The 24,545-nt window shown below is 40.3% G+C and carries 23 protein-coding genes; 6 read left to right on the top strand and 17 right to left on the bottom strand.

Annotation, left to right across the window (positions count from 1 at the left end):
- Positions 1–2: 2 nt before the first annotated feature.
- The 3 genes from rfbB to ppdK form a co-directional block, all read right to left on the bottom strand.
- Positions 3–1,070, bottom strand: coding sequence for a dTDP-glucose 4,6-dehydratase (gene rfbB, locus HPE63_RS03975; protein ID WP_188312919.1), 1,068 nt, complete (start codon positions 1,068–1,070; stop codon positions 3–5).
- Between the two features lie 684 nt (positions 1,071–1,754).
- A complete protein-coding gene (locus tag HPE63_RS03970) occupies positions 1,755–2,492 on the bottom strand; it encodes a tyrosine-protein phosphatase (RefSeq protein ID WP_188312918.1) in 738 nt (245 codons plus the stop codon).
- A 177-nt stretch (positions 2,493–2,669) separates the two neighbouring features.
- A complete protein-coding gene (gene ppdK / locus HPE63_RS03965) occupies positions 2,670–5,399 on the bottom strand; it encodes a pyruvate, phosphate dikinase (RefSeq protein ID WP_188312917.1) in 2,730 nt (909 codons plus the stop codon).
- A 401-nt stretch (positions 5,400–5,800) separates the two neighbouring features.
- Between ppdK and HPE63_RS03960 the strand changes: the two genes are divergently transcribed.
- Positions 5,801–7,366 (top strand): protein adenylyltransferase SelO, encoded by a 1,566-nt coding sequence (locus tag HPE63_RS03960; protein WP_188312916.1) that lies wholly within the window; start codon positions 5,801–5,803, stop codon positions 7,364–7,366.
- Between the two features lie 375 nt (positions 7,367–7,741).
- The gene (gene msrA, locus HPE63_RS03955) at positions 7,742–8,236 is read left to right on the top strand and encodes a peptide-methionine (S)-S-oxide reductase MsrA (protein WP_188312915.1); all 495 of its coding nucleotides are present in this window, start codon (positions 7,742–7,744) and stop codon (positions 8,234–8,236) included.
- A gap of 116 nt (positions 8,237–8,352) precedes the next feature.
- Here msrA and mnmE read toward each other — a convergent pair whose 3' ends face one another.
- Positions 8,353–9,765, bottom strand: coding sequence for a tRNA uridine-5-carboxymethylaminomethyl(34) synthesis GTPase MnmE (gene mnmE, locus HPE63_RS03950; RefSeq protein WP_188312914.1), 1,413 nt, complete (start codon positions 9,763–9,765; stop codon positions 8,353–8,355).
- A 142-nt stretch (positions 9,766–9,907) separates the two neighbouring features.
- Here mnmE and HPE63_RS03945 point away from each other — a divergent pair, with 142 nt between their 5' ends.
- On the top strand, positions 9,908–10,327 hold the full coding sequence (locus tag HPE63_RS03945) for a hypothetical protein (protein ID WP_188312913.1): 420 nt from the start codon (positions 9,908–9,910) through the stop codon (positions 10,325–10,327).
- Between the two features lie 75 nt (positions 10,328–10,402).
- The gene (locus HPE63_RS03940; protein ID WP_188312912.1) at positions 10,403–10,768 is read left to right on the top strand and encodes a DUF4870 domain-containing protein; all 366 of its coding nucleotides are present in this window, start codon (positions 10,403–10,405) and stop codon (positions 10,766–10,768) included.
- A 221-nt stretch (positions 10,769–10,989) separates the two neighbouring features.
- Here HPE63_RS03940 and HPE63_RS03935 read toward each other — a convergent pair whose 3' ends face one another.
- The 4 genes from HPE63_RS03935 to HPE63_RS03920 all read right to left on the bottom strand — a co-directional run bounded on the left by HPE63_RS03935 (position 10,990) and on the right by HPE63_RS03920 (position 14,375).
- Positions 10,990–11,565 carry a hypothetical protein gene (locus HPE63_RS03935; protein WP_188312911.1) on the bottom strand — a complete coding sequence of 192 codons (576 nt, stop codon included), beginning with the start codon at positions 11,563–11,565 and terminating at the stop codon, positions 10,990–10,992.
- Positions 11,566–11,764: 199 nt separating this feature from the next.
- A complete protein-coding gene (gene dnaN, locus HPE63_RS03930) occupies positions 11,765–12,883 on the bottom strand; it encodes a DNA polymerase III subunit beta (protein ID WP_188312910.1) in 1,119 nt (372 codons plus the stop codon).
- A gap of 376 nt (positions 12,884–13,259) precedes the next feature.
- A complete protein-coding gene (locus HPE63_RS03925) occupies positions 13,260–13,544 on the bottom strand; it encodes a putative quinol monooxygenase (RefSeq protein ID WP_188312909.1) in 285 nt (94 codons plus the stop codon).
- Entirely contained in the window at positions 13,545–14,375 is an 831-nt protein-coding gene (locus HPE63_RS03920) for an SAM hydrolase/SAM-dependent halogenase family protein (RefSeq protein ID WP_188312908.1), read from the bottom strand.
- A 127-nt stretch (positions 14,376–14,502) separates the two neighbouring features.
- Between HPE63_RS03920 and HPE63_RS03915 the strand changes: the two genes are divergently transcribed.
- Both HPE63_RS03915 and HPE63_RS03910 read left to right on the top strand, forming a co-directional pair.
- Positions 14,503–15,456 carry a PhoH family protein gene (locus HPE63_RS03915; protein WP_188312907.1) on the top strand — a complete coding sequence of 318 codons (954 nt, stop codon included), beginning with the start codon at positions 14,503–14,505 and terminating at the stop codon, positions 15,454–15,456.
- A gap of 9 nt (positions 15,457–15,465) precedes the next feature.
- Positions 15,466–16,422, top strand: coding sequence for a phosphoribosylaminoimidazolesuccinocarboxamide synthase (locus HPE63_RS03910; RefSeq protein WP_188312906.1), 957 nt, complete (start codon positions 15,466–15,468; stop codon positions 16,420–16,422).
- Positions 16,423–16,432: 10 nt separating this feature from the next.
- On the opposite strand, the gene HPE63_RS03905 is transcribed toward HPE63_RS03910, so the two are convergent.
- The 9 genes from HPE63_RS03905 to HPE63_RS03865 form a co-directional block, all read right to left on the bottom strand.
- Positions 16,433–18,274 (bottom strand): Xaa-Pro dipeptidyl-peptidase, encoded by a 1,842-nt coding sequence (locus HPE63_RS03905; protein WP_188312905.1) that lies wholly within the window; start codon positions 18,272–18,274, stop codon positions 16,433–16,435.
- A 95-nt stretch (positions 18,275–18,369) separates the two neighbouring features.
- Entirely contained in the window at positions 18,370–18,609 is a 240-nt protein-coding gene (locus tag HPE63_RS03900) for a DUF1059 domain-containing protein (protein ID WP_188312904.1), read from the bottom strand.
- A 107-nt stretch (positions 18,610–18,716) separates the two neighbouring features.
- Positions 18,717–19,208 (bottom strand): DinB family protein, encoded by a 492-nt coding sequence (locus HPE63_RS03895; protein ID WP_223198038.1) that lies wholly within the window; start codon positions 19,206–19,208, stop codon positions 18,717–18,719.
- A gap of 136 nt (positions 19,209–19,344) precedes the next feature.
- Positions 19,345–19,725, bottom strand: coding sequence for a hypothetical protein (locus HPE63_RS03890; protein ID WP_188312903.1), 381 nt, complete (start codon positions 19,723–19,725; stop codon positions 19,345–19,347).
- Between the two features lie 158 nt (positions 19,726–19,883).
- Entirely contained in the window at positions 19,884–21,308 is a 1,425-nt protein-coding gene (locus HPE63_RS03885; RefSeq protein WP_188313158.1) for an L-serine ammonia-lyase, read from the bottom strand.
- 229 nt (positions 21,309–21,537) lie between these two features.
- Positions 21,538–22,107: a 2-oxoacid:acceptor oxidoreductase family protein gene (locus HPE63_RS03880; protein WP_188312902.1), complete on the bottom strand. Its 570-nt coding sequence runs from the start codon at positions 22,105–22,107 to the stop codon at positions 21,538–21,540.
- A 4-nt stretch (positions 22,108–22,111) separates the two neighbouring features.
- A complete protein-coding gene (locus HPE63_RS03875; RefSeq protein ID WP_188312901.1) occupies positions 22,112–22,885 on the bottom strand; it encodes a thiamine pyrophosphate-dependent enzyme in 774 nt (257 codons plus the stop codon).
- Positions 22,839–23,963 carry a 3-methyl-2-oxobutanoate dehydrogenase subunit VorB gene (locus tag HPE63_RS03870; RefSeq protein WP_223198037.1) on the bottom strand — a complete coding sequence of 375 codons (1,125 nt, stop codon included), beginning with the start codon at positions 23,961–23,963 and terminating at the stop codon, positions 22,839–22,841. Before HPE63_RS03870 ends, HPE63_RS03875 begins: the two co-directional genes overlap by 47 nt.
- Positions 23,964–23,978: 15 nt before the next feature.
- Positions 23,979–24,209 (bottom strand): 4Fe-4S dicluster domain-containing protein, encoded by a 231-nt coding sequence (locus HPE63_RS03865; protein WP_188312900.1) that lies wholly within the window; start codon positions 24,207–24,209, stop codon positions 23,979–23,981.
- Positions 24,210–24,545 lie beyond the last annotated feature (336 nt).

Here is a 24,545-nt window from a genome sequence, read left to right as displayed (position 1 = left end):
ATTTATTGGTATTGTTTTTCATAATATTGTTGATAGGCCCCACTTGTAACATTGTTCAACCAACCTTCATTCGCCAAATACCAATCAATTGTCTTCGAAAGTCCCTCTTCAAAGGTTACAGTCGGACTCCAACCCAATTCCTTGTTAATTTTGGAGGCGTCAATGGCATACCGAAGGTCATGCCCCGGTCTATCCTTTACATAAGTAATCAAAAGCTCACTACTGCCTTTTTCCCGTCCCAATTTTTCATCCATATGTTTGCATAGCAATTTTACGAGATCAATATTCTTCCACTCGTTAAAACCACCGATATTATACGTTTCTTTATCGAGACCCTCATGATAAACAAGGTCGATGGCAATGGCATGGTCGATTACATACAGCCAGTCTCTTGTATAATTCCCGTTTCCATAGACTGGCAGTGGTTTGTTATGAATAATATTATGGATAAACAAGGGAATCAACTTTTCGGGAAATTGGTTCGCCCCATAATTATTGGAACAATTGGTAATCACATACGGCAAGTCGTATGTTTCGCCATATGCCCGTACAAAATGATCCGAACTGGCTTTTGAAGCAGAATAAGGGGAATTAGGCTCATAAGGGGTTGTTTCTTTGAATAAACCGGTTTCCCCTAAGGTTCCATAAACTTCATCGGTGCTGATATGATAAAAACGTTTTCCTTCCCAGTTGTCTTTCCATAAGGCCTTAAATGCATTCAAAAGAATCATGGTGCCTAGAATATTGGTTTTTGCGAAAGCAAGGGGGTCGGTTATAGATCTGTCCACATGGGACTCTGCCGCTAAGTGGATAACGCCTTCAAATCGATGTTCCTTGAAAATCGCATTCACAAAAGCTTCATCGGTGATATCACCTTGAAGAAACGTATAATTATCATTTCCTTCTATGTCAATTAGATTCTCCAAATTCCCCGCATAGGTCAGTGCATCCAGATTATAGATGTGATACCCCGGATAATTAGTAACGAATCTTCGAACGACATGGGAGCCAATAAATCCTGCACCTCCTGTCACTAAAATATTTTTACTTGGTTTAGCCTTTTCTAGCATGTTTCGAGAAATTATAATTTCATTTTAAAATACGTTGGATTTAAATGTAACTCTTTATTTTCTTTTTTATTTTATGATAACATTCTTTATAACCCTTCTGGGATTGTGCGTCTCAGTTAATGCTCAGCAGATACTATGGTTTAAGGTCAAAAAAGCGGGCTTAGAGGACTTAATTATCGTTATTTTTTTGCTTTTCAACAATTAAACATCATTTGAGGTAATGGTAGTACTGATCGAAGGTATTGTACATATTATGGAAAGTACCCTTATTTTCGATTAAATACGAAAAAACTATATTATTGACACATTTCAATTGGATTTATATTTTACCACATCAAATATCAACATTATTCTGTTAGCGTTGACATTGGCGAAAATAGGAATAACTGCTGATTTTTGTTAGGCTAAAGTATCATGGATAGGTAGTATTGAAAATGAGTTAGGTCATTTAAAAAGAATCTACAATAATAGGGCTATGCACGCGAGTGCATTTGAACAGATCGATTTTAGGAGCAGTGTCAGATATAACGTTTTACTTATTCGTCTTGAACCACACGAAAAAGGCAAAGGCTGATGATTGGCTATTGTAGTCATTGGGGTAAAGGATTCCAATTTGGGATATGGCCATAAATAGGGGTATCGCAATGGAAAAACTACCAAGAAATGGTGGAAATTTTAATCTTTTTAAAATGTATTGTTCGTTTTAAGGAATATCGGCTTTAGGATTTCCAACATTTTCGTGCCCAACTGAACTTCTTTTAAACTGTTTAATTGTTTCATGTTATGTACATCAGAACCTACAAAGTCAATAAAACCGTCTTCCAAAAGTTTGAAGGCCATTTTTTGAACCTCCTTACCATAATACTCACTTAAGCTAAGGAGATTCAATTGAAAAAGAATCCCTTGTTTTTTATAACCCTCATACTTGCTATATGCATTATGAAGGTAAATGTACCTTTCAGGGTGCGCTAAGATGGTAAAATGGTTTATTGAGGATATCTTTATGATAGCCTCATTGAAATTTATGGAAGGTTGCAAATATGACATTTCGACCAAGACATAATTGCCGCCCATGGGCATGATCTCACCTTTTTCTAAAATAGCTTCGAAATTATCATCGATCATATGTTCGGCTGCCGCCCGTAAGGAAACATCTTTTAATTTTTGTGCCAACAATTCATTCTTTAGTCGTAATAGCGCCTCTTTGATGGTGTCTTGATTATTCGGGTAATAGTTATGCATGATATGGGGAGTGGCAATAAAATCGGTCATTCCCATTTCGGCAAAGCCTTTTATCAAGGCTATTGATTCCGTTACATTTTTGGCGCCATCATCTAGGCCCGGTAAAATATGATTGTGTATGTCCAATAACCCTTCTAAATAATCTACAAGAAATTTTTTCTTTCTAAAAAAGTCAAACATGGATCAAATTCATTTAAACAAATTATCGTTGAACCACCAAAATGGCCAATAATCTGCAAAGATAGAACTTCTAATGTGACTACGACACCGATACCAAAACCATTTAGTTACCGTCGGTTCAAAACAAAAAGGCTTTGCAAAATTTTGCAAAGCCTTTTATCGTACTTATAACCAATATTATGCCTTCGCTTTTATAGCGGCTTGGGCGGCTGCCAAACGGGCGATCGGCACCCTATAGGGAGAACAGCTTACATAGTTCATTCCGGTTCGGTAACAGAACTCAACAGAACTTGGTTCTCCGCCATGTTCACCACAAATACCCACTTTTAAATCAGGTTTCACGTTACGGCCTCTTTCTGTAGCCATTTCAACCAATTGTCCTACGCCCTCTTGATCCAGCACTTCAAAAGGATCTACTTTTAGAATACCTTTTTCAATGTAAATCGGTAAGAATTTACCGGCATCATCACGTGAATAACCGAAGGCCATCTGGGTTAAATCATTTGTTCCAAATGAGAAAAATTCGGCATGTTGGGCAATTTTATCCGCGGTAAGTGCAGCTCGCGGAATCTCTATCATGGTACCCACTAAATAATGTATGGTGTCATTTTTTTCTTTAAATACTTTATTGGCAGTCTCCCTGATGATGTTTTCCTGCATAATAAATTCATCCATCGTACCAATCAAAGGAACCATAATTTCAGGCTTTGCTTCTATACCTTTTGCTTTTAGGTTCAAGGCGGCTTCAATAATCGCCCTGGCTTGCATCTCGGTAATTTCCGGATAGGTATTGCCTAAGCGGCATCCCCGATGCCCTAACATAGGGTTAAATTCAGCTAATTCTGCCACTTTGCTTTTAACAGCATCCACGGAGATATGCATTTCTTCGGCCAATTCTTTTTGTAAACTTAATTGGTGGGGAACAAATTCGTGTAGCGGTGGATCCAATAAACGAACAGTTACCGGTAACCCTTGCATGGCTTCAAAAATACCCTCAAAATCTTCACGTTGCATTGGTAATAGGTGTTTTAACGCCCGTTTACGGCCATTAACCGTGTCTGCCAAAATCATTTCGCGCATGGCCTTGATCCGATCCACTTCAAAGAACATATGTTCGGTACGTGTTAAACCAATACCTTGTGCACCAAAACTTCGAGCTACTTTTGCATCTTTGGGGCTATCGGCGTTTGTGCGGACTTCCATGGTTCTGAATTTATCAGATAGTTTCATGATTTCAGCAAATTCACCACTCAATTCAGGCTCAATTGTAGCTACTTTACCTTCGATAATATTACCTGTTGAGCCGTTTAAAGAAATCCAATCCCCTTCATGGTAAACTTGTCCATCAACCTTTAACGTACGCGATTTATAATCTATTTTTAAGGCCCCTGCACCGGAAACACAACATTTGCCCATACCCCGGGCTACAACCGCAGCATGCGATGTCATACCACCACGGGCCGTTAGAATACCCTTGGCAATGTTCATTCCCTCTAAATCTTCAGGTGATGTTTCAATTCGGACTAATATACTATGCATGAATTTAGAGGCTTCATCGGCAAAGAAAACAATCTTACCGGTAGCTGCACCTGGGGAAGCAGGTAAGCCCTGCGCGATTACATGGGCCGATTTCAATGCTTTTGGGTCAAAAACCGGATGCAATAATTCATCCAACTTATTAGGTTCAATACGAAGTATGGCTTCTTTTTCATTGATCAACCCTTCTTTTAGGAGGTCCACAGCTATTTTTACCATTGCCGCACCGGTACGTTTCCCATTACGTGTCTGTAATATCCACAACTTACCATCTTGTATGGTGAACTCCATATCCTGCATATCACGATAGTGCTTTTCCAGCTTTTCTTGATATCCATTTAGTTCTTTATAGATTTTAGGCATCAATTCTTCCAAGGAAGGATAGTTCTCGGCCCTGTCCGCCTCTTCTACCTTGGCCAATTCCGCCCAACGTTTAGAACCTAGTTTTGTAATTTGTTGTGGCGTTCTAACACCAGCAACAACATCCTCACCTTGGGCATCGATAAGGTATTCGCCATTAAAGACATTTTCTCCCGTACCTGCATCCCGTGTAAAGCAAACCCCGGTTCCTGAATTAGTGCCCATATTACCGAAGACCATCGCTTGAACGTTCACAGCAGTACCCCAATCTGCAGGATAACCATGCATATTTCTGTAATATACGGCCCTATCGCCATTCCAACTATTAAAAACGGCCATTACAGCGCCCCATAATTGATCCCAAGGATCGGTCGGGAAATCATGTCCCGTTTGTTTTTTAACGGCATCCTTAAAGTCATAGACCAAATCCCGTAGATCCTGAACGGTGAATTCGGTATCCAATTCAATATTTCTTTTGTCCTTTAGATGTTCCATGATTTCCTCGAAAGGATCTATATCTTGCTTGGTCTTTGGTTTCATTCCCAAAACAACACCGCCGTACATTTGAATGAAACGACGATAGGAATCCCATGCAAATCGTTCATTTTTTGTTCTTTTGACCAATCCAAGAACGGCCTTGTCGTTCAATCCCAAATTAAGGACCGTATCCATCATTCCTGGCATGGAAACCCTCGCACCTGATCGCACAGAAATCAAAAGTGGATTTTCAGCATCCCCGAATTTTGTACCCATGGTCTGCTCAAGGGACTCTATAGCCGCTTGTACGTCTTCTTTCAATGCGTTGATGACACTATCTTTCCCTAACGCATTATATTCCGTACAAACTTCAGTAGTTATTGTAAAACCAGGAGGTACTGGAATTCCTATGGCACTCATTTCTGCCAAGTTTGCTCCTTTTCCTCCTAAGAGATTTTTCATTGTGCTGTTTCCATCTGCTTTTTTATCGCCAAATAGATACACTCTTTTTTTTGTTTCTGTCAAGGTCTCCATAATGTTTTTTCAATTAGTAATCCACCAAAAATAGAGACATAAATTCCTAAATTTCATGACATATATCATATATATACCCTTCTGTAACCTATGTTACAAAATTGTTATAGAGCCATTTACAGATTATTCCAAGGTTAATTTTTGATTTCTTGTTTTTCAGATACTAATTGAGTATCCTTAATATCCAGTAAGTATTTTGGATTATTGCGACCAAAAGTTCAGAAATGGTCGCTAACTTAATGTAGTGGCTTCTTTTTATAACCAACGATGGGCTGATTGTGATTGGGTAGCTTGAATGTTAGCCAACATAAAAGCTACGGTAAAATTTAAAGGAATATTTGACTACCTTTTGTTGTAGTTGCAAGACTGTATCTTTGGACATCTAACTTAATAATAACCTTTTGACGCTAAAACTCAACATAAGGGATAAATTCAATAAAGAACTTCCTGCAGACCCCTTGGTGTCGAACACCAGACGCCAGGTTAGGAACGCCTGTTTTTCATATGTAACCCCAAGAAAGCCATCGAATCCATCTTTGGTCCATGTATCGCCCGAAATGATAAATGCTATCGGTTTAAAGGAATCTTCGGTTTCAAAAGAATTCTTGGCGGTTTTTTCTGGATCAAAAGTTATGAAAGGGACAAAACCCTATGCCATGTGCTACGGTGGGCACCAGTTTGGAAATTGGGCAGGCCAATTAGGCGACGGTCGTGCCATTAACCTTGCCGAGGTTGAACATGAAGGTAGAAATTGGGCCTTACAGCTAAAGGGAGCTGGGGAAACGCCCTATTCAAGAACAGCGGACGGATTGGCAGTTCTGCGTTCCTCGATTAGGGAATATCTTTGTAGCGAGGCTATGTATCATTTGGGCGTGCCTACGACCAGGGCACTATCGATTGTATTAAGTGGTGATCAAGTGATGCGTGATATGTTGTATGACGGGAATCCAGCCTATGAAAAAGGGGCTATCGTTTGCCGTGTAGCACCATCGTTCATTCGCTTTGGCAATTTTGAAATATTCGTTGCCCAGCAAGATGTAAAAACACTGAAGGAATTGGTTGATTTCACCCTTAAATACCATTATCCCCATTTAGGAAAACCCTCTAAGGAGGTATATCTGGCCTTTTTCAAGGAAGTTTCCGTTAAAAGCCTTGAAATGGTCATTCATTGGCAGCGCGTAGGGTTTGTACATGGTGTAATGAACACGGATAATATGTCTATATTAGGATTAACCATCGATTATGGGCCTTATGGTTGGTTGGAAGGGTATGATCATGGATGGACACCCAATACCACGGATAGTGCCCATAGGCGCTATAGATATGGCACACAACCGCAAGTGGTGTTATGGAATTTATTGAAATTGGCCAATGCACTCTATCCGCTTATCGAGGAGGCGGAACCCTTGCAGAACATTCTAAGCGAGTATCAGGAGGAACTTAAGGTCGCCTATTTAAAAATGATGAAATCAAAACTAGGTCTATTTGAAGTGGACGCTAATGACCAAGTATTGGTTGATGAATTGGAGGCTGTTTTACAGCAATCAGAAACCGACATGACCATTTTTTTTCGTGAGCTTGCAAAATTCAGGACCGAAGGTAATTCTAACGGTTTGGCCATAGTGGGAGAGGCTTTTTACGATCCTAAAGGGATAAAGAGTGAAAAAGCCACACTATGGGAAGATTGGTTTTTAAAATATAAGGAACGCTTAAAGAAGGAGTTAAAAAGCGATGTTGAACGAGCTGTTGTTATGAATTCCGTTAACCCTAAGTACGTACTTCGCAATTATATGGCGCAATTGGCCATCGATGATGCGGATAAAGGCGATTATGTATTGCTGGATGAGTTCTTCAACCTATTGAAAAAACCGTATGAAGAGCAGCCAGAGCATCAAAAGTGGTTTGCCAAAAGACCCGAATGGGCGAGGAACAAAGTGGGTTGTTCCATGCTCTCATGTAGTTCTTAGATGGATTTCTACTTTTGAATGGAAAAGAAAGCGAATCTAGCTACATAATGTTAGACCGAGTTAAATAAAATCAGGGTAAAATTTATAACCAATAACCGTTGTGCATAATAAATGAATTTGCATAAATATCAGTTTGAATGCATGATTTACCTATTTTAATAGGAAATCGATCGTTTCGAGAACCATTTTACGGCTAAATCGGTTCTCGATACATTTTTTCTTCATTGCATTATGAAAAAACACTCGAACTGACTTCTGAAGCCAAAACAATACAATCAAAATGTACAACGGTACACCCATGGTAATTTAAAGCAATATAATTTGACTAATTCTTTTTAATGATGGAAATTGTAAAACTTTTAAATGGTTTGGAAAATGGAGGACTATAAAAAAGCCTATTTGGCCGGGGGTTGTTTTTGGGGCATGGAAGAGCTCTTTAGGGCACGACCAGGGGTTAAGGATACGGAGGTAGGGTATATCGGCGGTGAAAATGAGAATCCGACCTATCGCTATCATCCCGGCCATGCCGAAGGTATTGAAATCACCTATGCCCCTTTAGAGACTTCGTTTAGGGAATTGTTGGATTATTTTTTTAGGATCCATGACCCTACGACTGTAGATAAACAAGGCAATGATTTGGGTTCGAGCTATCGTTCGGCTATTTTCTTTCAAAATGAGGTAGAAAAAAAAGAAGCTGTAGAAATGATTACCCTTGTGGATCGAACAAATAGATGGAAGGGTAGGGTGGTGACCACCCTGGAACCGTATACCACTTTTTGGCCTGCAGAACCCGAACATCAGGATTACCTCGTCCGAAATCCAAATGGGTATACCTGTCATTTTGAACGGTTTAAGGAACCTTTTATTTAGGTTTTCTTTCCTATTGAACATGCAAAATTTTTTTCTGAATTCTTATCACCGTTTATGGCTTAGGGACTTGTAGTTTTTAATGGGCTTATAATCAAGGATAATTTATCGGAGGATTATTACTTACCGATACAAAAATTCGCAAAAATATTTCCGAGAAGATCGTCAGAAGTGATTTCCCCCGTGATTTCCCCAAAATGGAACAATGCCTGACGAATGTCAATAGCCAAAAGATCGCCTGGAATTGAATTGTCCATGCCAAACTGGACTTTTTGTACCTCATCCAAGGCTTTTAACAGCGCATCGTAGTGGCGGGTATTGGTGACAATGGTTTCATTATTACGTAAAGCCCCTGTATTGACAAATTTTAATAACCGGTTTTTAAGGTTATCTATACCCTCTTTGGTTTTGGCGGAAATAATCTCAAAATCAGAGCCCTCCACATGGGAAAGTAGTTGCTCAAGGGACTCCCTCTCTTTTTTGTTTAAGATATCGATTTTATTCACCAAGATCACCAAGGGCTTGTCCGGATGTTTCGAAGCTATTTTACCTACCTCGGTCTGTAAACTTTTTAGATTGATCTCGGCATTCTTGAATTCTTCGGCGCTATGAAGAAAAAGAACAACCTGGGCTTGTCCGATTTTTTCAAAGGTTTTTTTAATCCCAATATTTTCGACTACATCTGAGGTGACCCTTATTCCCGCCGTATCAATAAATCGGAACCCTATGCCCCCAATGGTCAATTCGTCCTCAATGGCATCCCTTGTGGTACCTGCAATTTCGGATACAATGGCCCGTTCCTCATTCAGTAGGGCATTGAGCAAGGTAGATTTGCCCACATTGGGTTCCCCGACAATGGCTACGGGAATTCCATTTTTAATAACATTCCCTACGGCAAAGGAATCTAACAACCTTTTAAGAACCTCTTCGATTCGATTGAGCAGCTCCTTGAATTTGGAGCGATCTGCGAATTCAACATCCTCCTCTGCGAAATCCAACTCCAATTCAATCAAGGAGGCAAAATTCAGTAACTCATCCCGTAGGAGTTTTATCTCGTTGCTGAAACCACCCCGCATCTGTTGCATGGCTATTTGATGTGACGCCTCGTTCTCGCTTGAAATCAGGTCGGCAACGGCTTCAGCCTGGCTTAAATCCAACTTTCCATTTAAAAAGGCTCGAAGGGTGAATTCCCCAGCCTCGGCCATTCTGCACCCCTTTCGAAGCAACAATTGTATAATCTGCTGTTGTATATATGGGGATCCATGGCAAGATATCTCGACCACATTTTCACCGGTATAGGAATGGGGACCTTTGAATAGGGAGACCAAAACTTGATCCAGTGTTTTGTTTGCGTCCATAATATGGCCCAAATGGATCGTATGGCTCTTTTGTCGCATCAGATCCTTCCCATGTATGGACTTAAAAACACTATTGCATATCTTGAGAGCATCAGTGCCAGACACCCGGATAACGGCGATGGCCCCTGCACCTGAAGGTGAGGCCAAAGCAACTATAGTATCTGTTGGAGTCATGGGCTAATCTTTGAACGCAAAAATAGGTAAATCCTGAATTATAAATTGTTTTGGGTTAGCATATGATTTAAAATGGGTTTGCTTTGGAATTTGTATTAATTTTATCTATTGAATTCACCATTAATTAAATAGACTTAAAAAGATGAAACAATTATTCATATTCGCTGCGATGTTGCTCTTTAGCTTCAACTTTTCCTATGCCCAATTAGAGGATGGCAATACACCCATACTGACCGAGGAGGAGATCAAAGAACGGAAAGAGGTAATCAAAAAAGTTGAAAAAGAAGAAAAACAAGCGGCCAAGGCAGAAAAGGAAGCAAATAAAAAGGAAAAAGAGAAAAAAAGAGCGGAGAAATTGATCCATAACATCAAAGCCAAAGAAAAAGCGATTTCCAAAAATGAAAAGAAGGTTATTTCAATACAGGATAAACTAAAGAAAGGAACCCAAAAGGGTAAATTATCCCCTGTTGATATTGAAAAGATGAATGCCAAAATCGATAAACTCAATACGACGATTGCCAAGGACAAGGAGAAGCTTGCCAAACTCGTCAAGAAAAAATAGCTGCGTTGGTAGGTGTAACAAAAGGTTGGTTTTTGCGTCGTATTTATAGTTATTCATCTTAAATCAATCAAAAAAATGGAAATTATAAATCGAAACATCGCATTACGGGAAGATAGACAACTCCTCGTCATTACTCACTTGACCCAATATTTGGATTATGTTACCGGATTTGGCGGACTGATCGTACCCTTGATCCTTTGGCTAACTAATAAAGACGCTGTACTAGGAATGGACGAACATGGCAAATCGGTCATCAATCTACAATTGAGCCTAATACTTTATGTGGTGATAGGCATACCTAGTATCCTGTTATTGGGATTGGGTATATTGCTACTGATATTTGCTGGGGTCCTTTCCTTGATAATGCCCATCGTGAATGCCGTTAAGGCCAGCAATGGGGAATCTCCAAGTTATTTCGGTACGATACGGTTTATCTCTTAACTTACATTTACTCAAAAATAGCAAGTTCACCTACTATAGTGTTCCTAACTGCTATTAATAGGAATTTTAATAAGTCAATTTTGCAGCACTATTATTCAAGAGCCTGACTGAAAAAAGTAATACCTATATAAAAAAAGGGTGGGTATTTAAACCCACCCTATACAATTTATAAAGTATACCCAATTCAAAATATCTGTACAATCTACTGAATCAAAATATACTTATTCCTCAAAATCTCCGCAGATGACTGCGTGTATAATCACATAAACAACACCATCGTTATTATAATCCCCTTCATTATAGTATTGACCTGGAGCAACTGTGGTCCTTCCATTTTTTCCAATTGGAACTTCTGTGTCACCGGCATAGAAATGAAACTCCTTTAGAGAGTATCCAGATTTTGGTTCAAAGTCACCAAGAGTAACGGTTCCATCTTCATTGAATGTTACATCAATACCACCGACTGGAGTCCCTTTACTCATATCACATTGGCCAACTCCCGCGTATAAACCGAAGCGTTCAGTTCTATGCTTATCTAGTCTAACGGACCATCCCCAACGATTAAATCCGTAATCCATGTCGATAAAACAAGTATTTAGGCTCGCACAAGAACAATACCTTCCAAAAGCCGTTTCACAGTTTCCATCTTCGGAATTGGATTCCGTTTCAGACTTCTCTTTAGAGATTTTAGCCTTAGCCGCAATGGCATCCATCTCGATCTGGGAGTTCAAATCTTCCCCTTCGCAGGAGGTAAAAAGGAACCCTAGTATTAATAAGGGCAGAATTATTTTTTTCATAATAATAGGAATTAATAAAAGTTAATACTTATTAAAAGCATAACTAAAATAGTCCTAAGAATATAGAGTAATAGCTAAAATGGAAATTATTCGACGTAGCACAAAACTCCCAGTTCAACTACCATTAAACGATAACGATTGTAGGAAAAAACGCAGTGATTAAAGGGATAAACAATTAAAAATTCCGCCTTGAAAACATTTAATTATTCAACATAACAGGCATAACCAGCATGGTTACATGCTCCCCTTCATCCAATCCGTCGATGGGGGTAAGTATTCCTGCTCTATTGGGTAAGCTCATTTCCAAGGACACTTCCTCAGAACCCAAGTTATTGAGCATTTCGGTCAGAAACCTTGAATTGAAGCCGATTTGCATATCATCGCCTTGGTACGAACAGGTAAGCCTTTCTTCCGCCTTATTGCTATAATCGATATCCTCAGCCGAAATATTCAGTTCGGCCCCTGCAATCTTCAATCGGATCTGATGGGTAGTTTTGTTAGAGAAAATGGAAACCCTTCTCACTGAACTTAAAAACTGATTCCTAGAGATGGTCAGTCTGTTCGGGTTTTCCTTCGGAATCACCGCTTCATAATTAGGATATTTACCATCGATCAGCCTACAAATCAATTCCGTATTCTCAAAACTGAATTTGGCATTGCTATCATTATACTCAATGGTCACTTCAGATTCACTGCCGGCCAATATTCCTTTCAAAAGGTTCAATGGTTTTTTGGGCATAATGAATTCCGCTACTTGCGAAGCACTAACATCCGCTCTTTGATATTTTACCAATTTGTGGGCGTCTGTGGCCACAAAAGTCAGATGTTCAGGGGAGAACTGAAAGAATACACCGCTCATTACGGGTCTTAAATCATCATTACCCGCAGCGAATATGGTTTTGTTGATAGCCGTTGCCAAAATGTCACCCATAATGGTGGTAGTACTAGGACTGGCCAATTCTACAGCTTTTGGAAATTCGGCCCCATCGGCATAGGCCAAGGCATATTTACCGTGGTTGGAACTGATCTCAACCGTATTGTTGTCTTCCACGACAAAGGTTAATGGTTGCTCAGGGAATGTCTTTAATATCTCTAGCAATAATTTGGCGGGTACAGCGATCGTTCCTTCATTGTCCGAATCTACTTCGAGTTCCGTACTCATGGTGGTTTCAAGATCGGAAGCCGAAACAGTTAATTTTTTTTGTTGTAAATCAAATAGAAAATTATCTAGGATAGGTAAGGTATTACTATTATTGATCACCCCTCCTAAAACCTGTAATTGTTTAAGCAAATAAGTACTTGATACTATAAATTTCATTCGATGTTCTTTTTTTCTGAATTACTTTATGTTCGATTTGATTTCATTAGGATGTGGACCCCTAATAATTGATTGAACCTGCCTTTGGCAGTCAAACAAAGATATTTTAATTGTCCTTTCTAAAGAAACAAACTTATTAACACTTCCCCATCCAAATTGGTTATTTGAAATTCAGTCGGGTATATGTAAATCCAATAAGCATTATTGTTTCAATCCCCCATACTTACGGGAAAGAGTCAAATTTTAAATATATATTATTTGTCCTGACAAATCTAAAAGTCATCCTTCTATTTTAGAGGATGTTTATAAGTCGAACAATTCCTATATCGCTATGGAGGGTCAATTCGTCGAATCAATCTTGAGTTATGGGGTTTCCTTACTTTTTAACAACACTCCAAGCTTCCGGTTTGTCCTTGAACAATTTTTTGGTGGTACCCCAAACCCCTTTGAAAAGGTCGGAATTCCTGTAGGCGTTTAGATGGGCTTCGCTTTCCCATTGACTATAGGTAAAGAAGATATTGGGATGGGATACATCCTGTAGTAATTCCAGGGAAATACAACCTTCAAAATCCGTTATTAAAGGATAGGACGAATCAAAAATCTGCTCAAAAGCCGCAATATGGGCTGTTTTGAAAGTCAATTTTACGATGCGTACCAACATTTACAAAAAGTTAATGGTGATGGTGTCCCGATAATCCAACCCCAATAGGGTAGAAGCCCCACCAACGGTTTTCAAATTGCTTTTATAAATAGCGAGTTCTATATAGTCCGATGAATTGAAAAGAGCCAGTAAATCCCCTGCCCCTTTTCTCTTGGTCCGATCCAGATCGTAATTAACGATTTCACCATAATTATTAAGGATTTTGGTAATTGAACTGGTCCTGGCATGTAATTCAAAGGATCGCCCTTTTCTATACGCCTCGAACAGGCTTTTCTGGATATTGGTCACCACATTACCATAATGGTCGATATAAATGATGCTACCTACTATTTTTTTACCGTCATCGGTGATTCTTGGCGAGAAATCCTTTAGGTCCTTTAGCCCTTCAAAGGGCTTGCCAACCACCTCCAAGGTACCACCACGAACGATATGACAGGCTACTTTCACAAAAACATCGAGCACGGGAAAAGGTCCGTTAACGGTATTTGGCAAATTGATTTCAATAACCTTTTGCGGTTTTATCTCAGAAATAATAAGACCGATCACCCCATTATTGGCGGTGATGAAATAATGCCCATCGACCAGTACGACAATATGTTGGTTCTCTGGGGTGGCTTCCGAGTCAACACCAACGATATGGATAGTGCCTTCCGGAAAACTTTTATAGGAGTTTTTTAGAATGTAAGCACATTCTTGAATGTTGAACGGACTTATGTTGTGTGAAATATCAACAATCCTGGCTTCTTGAAGTTCTTTGTAGACGGCACCCTTCAATGCGCCCACAAAATGATCTTTTAATCCAAAATCGGTAGTTAATGTAATAATTGCCATGCAGCAATGTTGATATGTTTTTGGTTCGTCAAACTGAAATTTTACTTAAGTTTGTTAAACAAAATTAAACAAAAAAACAGCCGTACGAAATATTATTCCTGGCTTTAATTTAACAACCCAATATTTTTTGAACGAACTAATTCTAGAGCTCATCGAAATTAGTCCAAGAGAGTTTTTTGGACAAGGAAATGAAAACATTGATATCATAAAAAAGTATTTCCCAAAGCTAAAGATCGTGGCACGGGGAAATAAGATTAAGGTCTATGGGGACGAGGATCTTTTGGAGGAATTCGATAGAAGATTCGATATGCTTACCCAACATTTCGCAAAATACAACAAGTTGGACGAGAACATTATAGAAAGGGTATTGACAAGTAATGGCAAAGAGGATTATGCATCCCCTGAGAATAGTGGGGAGGTATTGGTGCATGGTGTCAGTGGCCGGTTGATAAGGGCCCAGACCGTTAACCAACGTAGATTGGTAGATGCCTCCTATAATAATGATATGGTTTTCGCCATTGGTCCGGCTGGTACCGGAAAGACCTATACTGGGGTAGCCTTAGCTGTTAAGGCTCTAAAGGAAAAACAGGTAAAGCGGATTATTTTAACCCGGCCTGCGGTGGAAGCTGGTGAAAATCTTGGATTCTTGCCAGGCGACCTTAAAGAAAAATTAGATCCCTATATGCAGCCGTTATACGATGCCCTGAGGGATATGATTCCCACTGAAAAATTGGCACATTTGATTGAAAATGGAACCATTCAGATTGCTCCAATGGCCTTTATGAGAGGACGAACATTGGATAATGCCTTCGTCATCCTCGATGAAGCCCAGAATACCACACATGCACAGATGAAAATGTTCCTTACCCGAATGGGTAAAAATGCCAAGTTCCTGATTACCGGAGATCCTGGGCAAATCGATTTACCTAGAAGGATTATTTCAGGTTTAAAAGAGGCGCTGTTGATCTTGGGGAATGTGGAGGGTATTTCTATGATTTATTTAGATGACAAGGATGTCATTCGCCATAAACTGGTGAAAAAAGTGATAGACGCCTACAAGAATATAGAACATCAAAATTAAGCATACCCCATGGGCAATACGATAACGAATACAGATTTCAATTTTCCAGGTCAACAAAGTGTTTATAAAGGTAAAGTACGGGAAGTATATCGCCTGGAAGAAGATATTTTGGTGATGATCGCTACTGACCGACTCTCCGCTTTTGATGTGGTGATGCCCAAAGGTATTCCTTATAAAGGGCAAATTTTGAATCAGATCGCCACCAAGATGATGGAAGATACCAAGGATATTGTCCCCAATTGGCTATTGGCAACCCCAGATCCTAATGTAGCTATAGGTTATGCCTGCGAGCCTTATAAGGTAGAAATGGTTATTCGAGGCTATCTTTCTGGTCATGCTGCTCGCGAGTACAAAGCTGGCAAAAGAATGCTTTGTGGCGTTCCCATGCCAGATGGAATGAAAGAGAACGACAAGTTTCCAGAGCCTATCATCACTCCAGCGACCAAGGCTCAAATGGGCAACCATGACGAGGATATTTCCAAGGCTGATATTTTAAAAAGAGGTATCGTAACCGAAGCGGATTACACCGTACTTGAAAAGTATACCAAGGCCTTATTTCAGAGGGGTACGGAGATTGCAGCCAAAAGGGGCTTGATCTTAGTCGATACCAAATATGAATTCGGAAAGACCAAACAGGGAAAGATTGTATTGATCGATGAAATTCATACTCCAGATTCCTCTCGATATTTTTATGCCGAAGGATATCAGGATCGTCAAAATAGGGGAGAAGCCCAAAAGCAACTTTCGAAGGAATTTGTTCGTCAATGGTTGATAAGCAATGGTTTTCAAGGATTGGAAGGACAGACATTACCTGAAATGACCGATGAATATATTGAAACCGTATCTGACCGTTATATCGAACTTTATGAGAATATTACAGGGGAAACCTTTGTAAAAGCGGATATTTCAAATATCCATGAACGTATTGAGAACAATGTTCTCGACTATTTGCTGAAAATAAAATAGTACTCTTTCTTTATTTTGTCATGGCCTTTGTTAAGGTCTCAACACCTCCGACTACGGGTAGACTTAAATGGGTCCGATCCAGATCAATGGTAAGTTCCGTTCCAGGTGTTGGCCAAAGGGTGAACTCTTGGTCACTCGAGAAAATCATTAGTCCTATATGTTGCCCTTTTGGAATAATCTGATCATCGGGCATTAAATCAAAGGTTACCTCATAGAATTTCCCCGGTTGCAAGGGCTCACTTTTGGTCAATGACTTGTGGTTCTGCGGATCGGCCCAACCCCGGGTAATGATATTATCCGTGATTTTTACGTTTTCACCTTCGTTCCAAGGAAGGGATACCAACCAAATGGAAAGATTCGCAGCTGGTTTGCTACTCGCCAAAGTAACCGTTATCCGTGGGGTGCCTGATATATGTACGGCTTCTTTGAGTTCGGGGGTTATGTATAATAAACGATGTTTCGTATTTTCCATTTTGGCTAAAGAAGCTCCTGAATAGGAATAATCATCGACCAAGGTTTCCTTGGTTTTGGTCTTGGTCTTTCCTAAAGTCAATTTCCCTTTTTCCGGTGCCCCGGGACTTAGGTGTAGTTCTACTGGCAAGGCATCTGGATTTGGGTATTCGGCATAGGGGGTAGGATCGGTCTCGTCAGCATTCTCACGTACGATCCAGGCCTTGGGTTCATTTTCCACGCCATTTTCTATACCATGTAAATACCGTGTAAACCAACGGTTCATCATTTTCATGGGTGGCGGTCCTCCATGGCCATTTTGGTGGTAATAGATCTGGGCTGGTAACCCTTTTTCCTTGGCTGCCTTATAAATTCGATAACTATGTTCGGGCATTACGTTCCAATCGTTAAAACCGTGAGACATCAATAAGGCCGCTTTCATAGGTTTCATATCGTTTAGATAGTCACGCCCCGCCCAAAAGTCATTGTAATCCCCGGTAATCCGATCCATTCCGTTTTTCATTTCGGTATCCCGGATCCTGGCATTGTTACCAGCGCGTTTGGACTCATCCCCACTATGAATGTAATCATAGAGCACATCGATATCCTCCCCCAAATACCCCCCGGGGGAACGTACCAATCCGTTCGATCGGTAATAATGATAATAAGAAGTGTTAGGTGCAATAGGGATGATGGCTTCAAGGCCATCAACACCGGTAGTTGCCGCTGCCAAGGGAATGGTGCCATTATAGGATGTCCCGGTCATCCCAACTTTTCCTGTTGACCAATAAGCCGCTATGGTTTCAGTACCATCAGGGGTGGTGTACCCCGGAATACGTCCACATAGCCAATCAATAACGGCTTTAGGTGCCAAAGATTCGTTATCTCCCCCAACTGTTGGTGCCCCTTCGGATAGTCCAGTCCCCGGAGAGGATGAATGTACCACGATGTACCCTCGGGGCACCCAAGTATTTATATGGGAATTGGAAATTATGGGTCGTTTCCCAATTCGGACAACCTCGGGATGTACCCGTTCCTTGCCCATTTCACCGAGCTCATGTCGTACATCCCAAAAAACTCCGTCGATATCGGGGGCGACCCCAGCGAAATAAGGACTTGAAACGTAAATAACGGGTAGTTTGAGTCCTTCTGTTTCTGTTTGCTCGGGTCGGGTGACACTGACATGCATACGGTCGGGTTTCATATCCCCGTCGGAATCGAATTCAGTGGCTACCCATAGGTCGTGACGGATCCACTTGGAGGTATCCTCAAAAGCGGGAATTACCTGTGCCTCCCCATCTTTAAATTTGGGTGCCGCCTGTTCGGCCATTTGGGCCTGGGAGTTAATTATGTTGAGTAAAAGGAATACTACTAAGGAAATTAATGGGAACTGTTTTTTCATAGGGAATGCAAGATTAAGGATTTTTGGAAGATGGCTATCTAAGGCCGGCATCGAATTTGAATAGGCTTATTATAGGTAAAAATCGTATGGGTGTGTTATTCATTATCTGGCAGTGAATCAAATACTTTTCTTTTACTCTCGAGCCATTCAACCATGTCATTTGGCGATTGCATCTTGGCTTTCATCCCAATCATAGCCTTTAGATGGGCTTTGTCCCCTTTTTGGAACATCTCCATACCGTGTCGCTTACTCATTTCCGCTATTTCATCAAAATTGTTCGCTTGGAATTCCAATTCACAGGCACCGCCTAATTGTTTACAGGTCATCGTTTTCATAGTATGAAGTTTTATGGGTTTCGATTCTTAAATCAATATAATAAAATCCTATTTACTAGCCCATTAAAATTTGACTATTTCGAATATGGTAAATTTTAGTAACTTAATTATGTTGTACGCTCCAAATTCAGTTTTCTAAGTAGGGAAATTTGCCCGAGATGATAATAGCTATGTTCAATAACCCCTTCCATATTTCTTAAGAAGGTGCCGTATTTTTTAGCTACAAATACGGTATCCCATTTTTGATCCTCCAATTTTTCTATATGATGTATCAGTTTTTCGGCGTTCATCAAAAATTCATTACTTAGTTTTTTCCAATCGGTTTCCGATGTAATTGGGGGCATTTCAAAACTGTATTTATCCCGAATTTCGAGATCTCCACCATTAAAAACATTGAGAATACCGGCTAAATAGTAGTTGACGTGATAAGTGAGCGCAGCTATCGTGTTCAGTTTTCCGATTTTTTGTGTAGCCTGTACCCAATCCACACTTTGTAACTGTTCTTTATAGTTTGTATTGGCAACCCAATGCCCGTTTAATAGGACTTCGCGTAACCTATTCGCAATAAATCGACTTCTTGTCATTGAATAATCCTCCATAAGTATTCTTAGGAATACCCCAATCTGGTATATTGCCTTAACACAACTTTTATTTGATAAGACTAAAATACTATTTTCTTGTTATTTGTTTGAGGTAGAATCCGGTATTACCTATGCCGCCGTTAGGTTTGCGTGATCATTTTATAAATCCTAATTTCTCTATTTTACTAAAATCATCGGCGTCAATAAGAACTTGAATATTTCTACCTGAGGGACATGTACAAGCATTACAAAATGGACCAGCGGAATATACTTCAATATTAAAATCAAATATTGGAATATCATGACTCTTTAAATATTCAACTAAATTATCCTCCGTTGAATTAAGACCAAATCTGTCCCATTCATTGGTGCATTGAGTTTCACTTATATAGGCCCAGATTAAATCTGAACCCTTTTTCTCACAGCTAAAAAACAAAATCGTTAGTATCCCCACTAGAAGAATACTTCTCGGTTTCATGATTAATTGGTAATATGACGCGGTTAATGGATGTGCTTGTTGTTTTGAACGTGTCATTGAGGTGAACCCTAACTTGGTACAATAAGTACTTTACTAATTTACTAAATCTCTGACAAAAGCGTAAGAATTACAAGGTTTTTGGGATAATAGTGATAGGTTAGACTCTAGAAGTTGTAAAAGTGAGGACAAACCCGTCATAGTATTGCCTTAACCTGCTAACAATCACTTAAATAGACCCCGACGGCGAGTCCGCCTTCCGAGGTTTCCTTGTATTTGGTATTCATGTCCTTTGCGGTTTCCCACATGGTCTGCACCACCTTGTCGAAGGGGACCTTGGCTTCTTTGGGGTCTGAACCCAAAGCCAGTTCCGCAGCGTTGATGGCCTTTATTGCCCCCATGGAGTTCCGTTCTATACATGGCACTTGTACCAGTCCCCCAATAGGATCACAAGTGAGTCCTAAATGGTGTTCCATGGCAATTTCAGCAGCCATCAATACCTGTTCGGGAGTACCTCCCAGTAGTTCTGTCAAAGCTCCTGCGGCCATGGCCGAGGAAACCCCGATTTCGGCCTGGCAACCCCCCATGGCAGCGGATATCGTAGCACCTTTTTTAAATAAGCTCCCAATTTCCCCGGCTACCAATAAAAATTTTTTAATCTCCTCAAAACCGGCATCGTGATTTTCAATGACCAGATAATACATGAGTACAGCCGGGATTACCCCGGCACTCCCATTAGTAGGGGCTGTAACCACGCGGCCCAAGGAGGCGTTGACCTCGTTGACGGCCAGAGCAAAGCAACTGACCCATTTTAAGATCTGTCGAAATTTAACCTCGGTCTGGCGTATGGTATGTAACCATTCCTGGGGCGTGGAGTAGGGTAGGTCACCCTTGAGATTTTGATGGATACCAAAGGCACGACGGCGCACGTTGAGTCCCCCTGGGAGAACACCTTCACTATGGCAGCCGATATACATGCATTCGAGCATGGTGTCCCAAATACGATGTAATTGTAGATCTATTTCTTCATCAGTGCGCAGGGAACGTTCGTTCATTAGTACGATTTCTGAAATGGCTTTGTTTTCTTGTGCGCAATAGGCCAAAAGTTCGCTGCCCAAGGTGATTGGCATGGGAAAGGACTTAAAGGTCTCGATATTACGTTTGGCATTTTTTCGTTCTTCCACTACCACAAAACCCCCACCGATCGAGTAGTAGGTCTTTGATTTTGTCGTACCATTTGTAAAGGTGGCGACGAACTTTAAACCGTTCGCATGAAAGGGAAGGAACTTCCGATTGAAGATAATATCGGTAGCCGGATCAAATGGCAATGGGCGTTCCTTATTAAAATGTAAGCTTTTGGTATTCTTTATTTCTTGAACAATTTGATGAATATCCTCTATGGCCACATATTCGGGGTCGGTCCCGGACAATCCCAGCATAACGGCAAAATCCGTGGCATGACCTTTCCCTGTCAAGGACAATGAGCCATACATATGTACCTGTATCTTTTCGACTTCATGGAAAAGATCTGAGGCCTTGAGTTCGGCAATCCATCTTTCAGCAGCTCGCCAAGGTCCTAAGGTGTGCGAACTTGATGGGCCAATACCGATTTTCAACATATCAAATATGCTGATGCACTCCATTTTGGCGTAGGTCGTCTCCATGATGTAAAGATAAACTTATTGTTGAATCAAGTCCGGTTTACAAATTATCGGAATTATGGAGAGTTGGATTTTACATGGAGGCGATCAATCCAGCCTATGTATAAGGCGCTATTGGGACGATATTATTTTCCAGAATGAAAGTTACAATTGGATGTAGTTATTAACCTTGATCCATATCATGAATAAGACAACATATTTGGGAATATAGCTAATTAGGAAGGGCCTGTTCTTCAATAGTGTAGGGAGACACGTTACCCATACCTTCAATTATCGCTTCTTTGTTCAATGGAATTAAATAATGGTAACGTTCTGATAATGATTTTTTCAAACCTTCAATAACATTTTCAAGCTTTACGATGGGCTTTATCTTTAGAAATGCGCCCAAAACGACCATATTGAATATTTTTTTATTTCCCATTTCGGCAGCTAATTTTGCCCCCTCAATCTGGTAAATCTTAATATCCGTTCTCGTAGGATGTTGGGAAATTCCGTTGGGATCATACAAAAGTGTACCACCAGGCTTAACGGTCTCCTCAAACTTATCCATAGATTGTTGGTTTAAGATAATAGCGGTATCGTACATTTTTAAGTAAGGGGAACTGATTCGCTCATCACTCAAAATAACAGTAACGTTGGCAGTTCCGCCTCGCATTTCGGGACCATATGATGGCATCCAGCTTACTTCCTCATCCTGCATGATGCCTGAATAGGCTAAAATTTTTCCCATAGAAAGCACTCCTTGACCTCCAAAACCTGCAATGATAATTTCTTCCGTCATAACCTTATTTTAATACACCATCTACTTTGATATCCCCGAGAGGGTAGTAGGGGAACATGTTATCTACCATCCATTGATTAGATTCTAAAGGGGTCATTTTCCAACCCGAATTACAGTTTGAAACAATTTCCACAAAGGATACCCCCTTTTTCAATCGTGTATTTTCAAATGCTTTCTGAATGGCCTTTTTAGCTTTACGTGCATGTTTATGTGTATGTACGGCATGCCGCGTCGCAAAATAGACACCTGGTAGATTAGCTACCAATTCAGTCATTTTTATCGGGGAACCCATTGTTTTGACATCCCTTCCATATGGTGATGTTGATGTAGGCATACCCGATAGTGTTGTCGGTGCCATTTGGCCTCCGGTCATACCATAAATACCATTATTTACAAAAATCACCACAATATTCTCGCCCCGGTTACAAGCATGTATGGTTTCTGCCGTCCCAATAGCGGCTAAATCACCATCACCTTGATAGGTAAACACGTATTTATTGGGCCATAATCTCGAAATAGCGGTAGCAACTGCTGGTGCCCTACCGTGCGCGGCCTGGGTCATATCAATATTCATAAAATCATAGGCTAGTACAGAACAACCAACAGGGGCAACCCCAATAGTATCTGCAACGATACCCATTTCATCGATGACCTCCATGGTAAGATTATGTGCTGTACCATGACCGCAACCTGGACAATACGACAAGGTCGCATCGGTCATTAATTTTGTTTTACAGAATACTTGATTCTCGGGTTTTATAATCTCCGATACGTTCATTATGTATTATTTTTTCTTCCAATGCTTCCAATACTTCTTCAGGGGTATGAATAATTCCGCCTGTCCTTCCAAAATGCTCTACGGCTACTTTGTGTTCTACGGATAATCTAACGTCCTCTACCATTTGGCCTGCGTTTAATTCAACGCTCAAAATCCCTTTTACTTGATCTGCCAATTCAAATAGTTGCTGTTTTGGAAAAGGGAATAAGGTAATAGGCCGTAACAACCCGGCTTTAATGCCTTTTTTACGTGCTAATTCGACTGCTTTTTGAGCGATCCGGGCGCTTGAACCGTAAGCAACGAACAGATATTCGGCATCATCACAACTTATTTTTTCAAACCGCAGATCTTCTTTTTCCATTTGCGCGTACTTTTTCAGCAGTCTATGAACACGGGCTTCCATCTTTTCGGATTGTAGGTCAAGTGAGGTAATTATATTTCTTTTCCTATCTGTTTTACCAGTAACCGCCCAGCCTCCATATTTTTTGATTACTTCTTCATCAGAAATTCGTTCTTGCTGGTCTTTCAGGTATACTTTTTCCATCATCTGTCCGATTAGCCCGTCTGAAAGTATTAAAACAGGGGCACGGTATTTAAAGGCAATATCAAAGGCATCCTCTACAAAATCGGACATTTCCTGAACCGATGCCGGCGCCAGCACATAAAGTTTGTAATCGCCATGGCCGCCTCCTTTAACCGATTGGAAATAATCTGCTTGCGAAGGCTGTATAGTACCCAAACCAGGTCCGCCACGAACAACATTAACGATAACCGCGGGCAATTCTGCGCCTGCCAAATAAGAAATTCCTTCCAATTTCAAGGAAATACCTGGGCTTGAAGATGAAGTCATTACTTTTTTTCCGGTACTCGCGGCCCCATAGACCATATTGATCGCTGCGATTTCACTTTCGGCCTGTAAGACGATCATTCCGGTTCGCTCTTCCGGACGTTCAGCCATCAGATGTTCAATTACTTCTGATTGTGGCGTAATGGGATAACCGAAATAAGCATCAACTCCGGCCCTGATGGCAGCCTCAGCCAATGCTTCGTTCCCTTTCATTAATTTTAATTCGGACATAAATTCATTTTTAATTTATCCTGCAACTTTTACCCGATACACTGTTATGGCCCTATCTGGACAAACAACAGCACAGTTCGTACATCCATTACAGGCCTCAGGGTTGCTCATATAGGCATAGTGATAACCTTTTCGATTGACTTCTGTGGACATGCTTATGACATTTTCCGCGCAAACAGGTACGCACAGATCACAACCTTTGCATGTTTCAATATCAACAACGATAGCTCCATTTACTTTTGCCATATTAATAAATTTACATACACTTTAATCAAGGAAATTTTATAATTCATAAAAATAATATTGATTTATTATAATAAATATGATAAATGTCAATTTTTGAAAATTATTACATGGTTTTTAAATTGAAGCTTGGTTCTTGTTTTATCTGTAAACTAGACCGATTTCTAGACTTTACGATGCTACACTTAAGAGTTTAGATTATATAAATCAAATGGATAGTTGGCTTCCCTCGGAGGAAGTGGGCAACTTGGTTTGTTTTATTTAACACATTTGTCGTTAATTAATTATTTCACGCTCATATATGGAAGTGGCTATTTCTCAGACAATCCAGCCATTTGG

It is taken from the genome of Maribacter arenosus (assembly GCF_014610845.1).
Classification (GTDB): Bacteria; Bacteroidota; Bacteroidia; order Flavobacteriales; family Flavobacteriaceae; genus Maribacter_A; species Maribacter_A arenosus.
The sequence above is the reverse complement of the archived record's forward strand: the minus strand, read 5'-3'. Positions and strand labels throughout refer to the sequence as shown.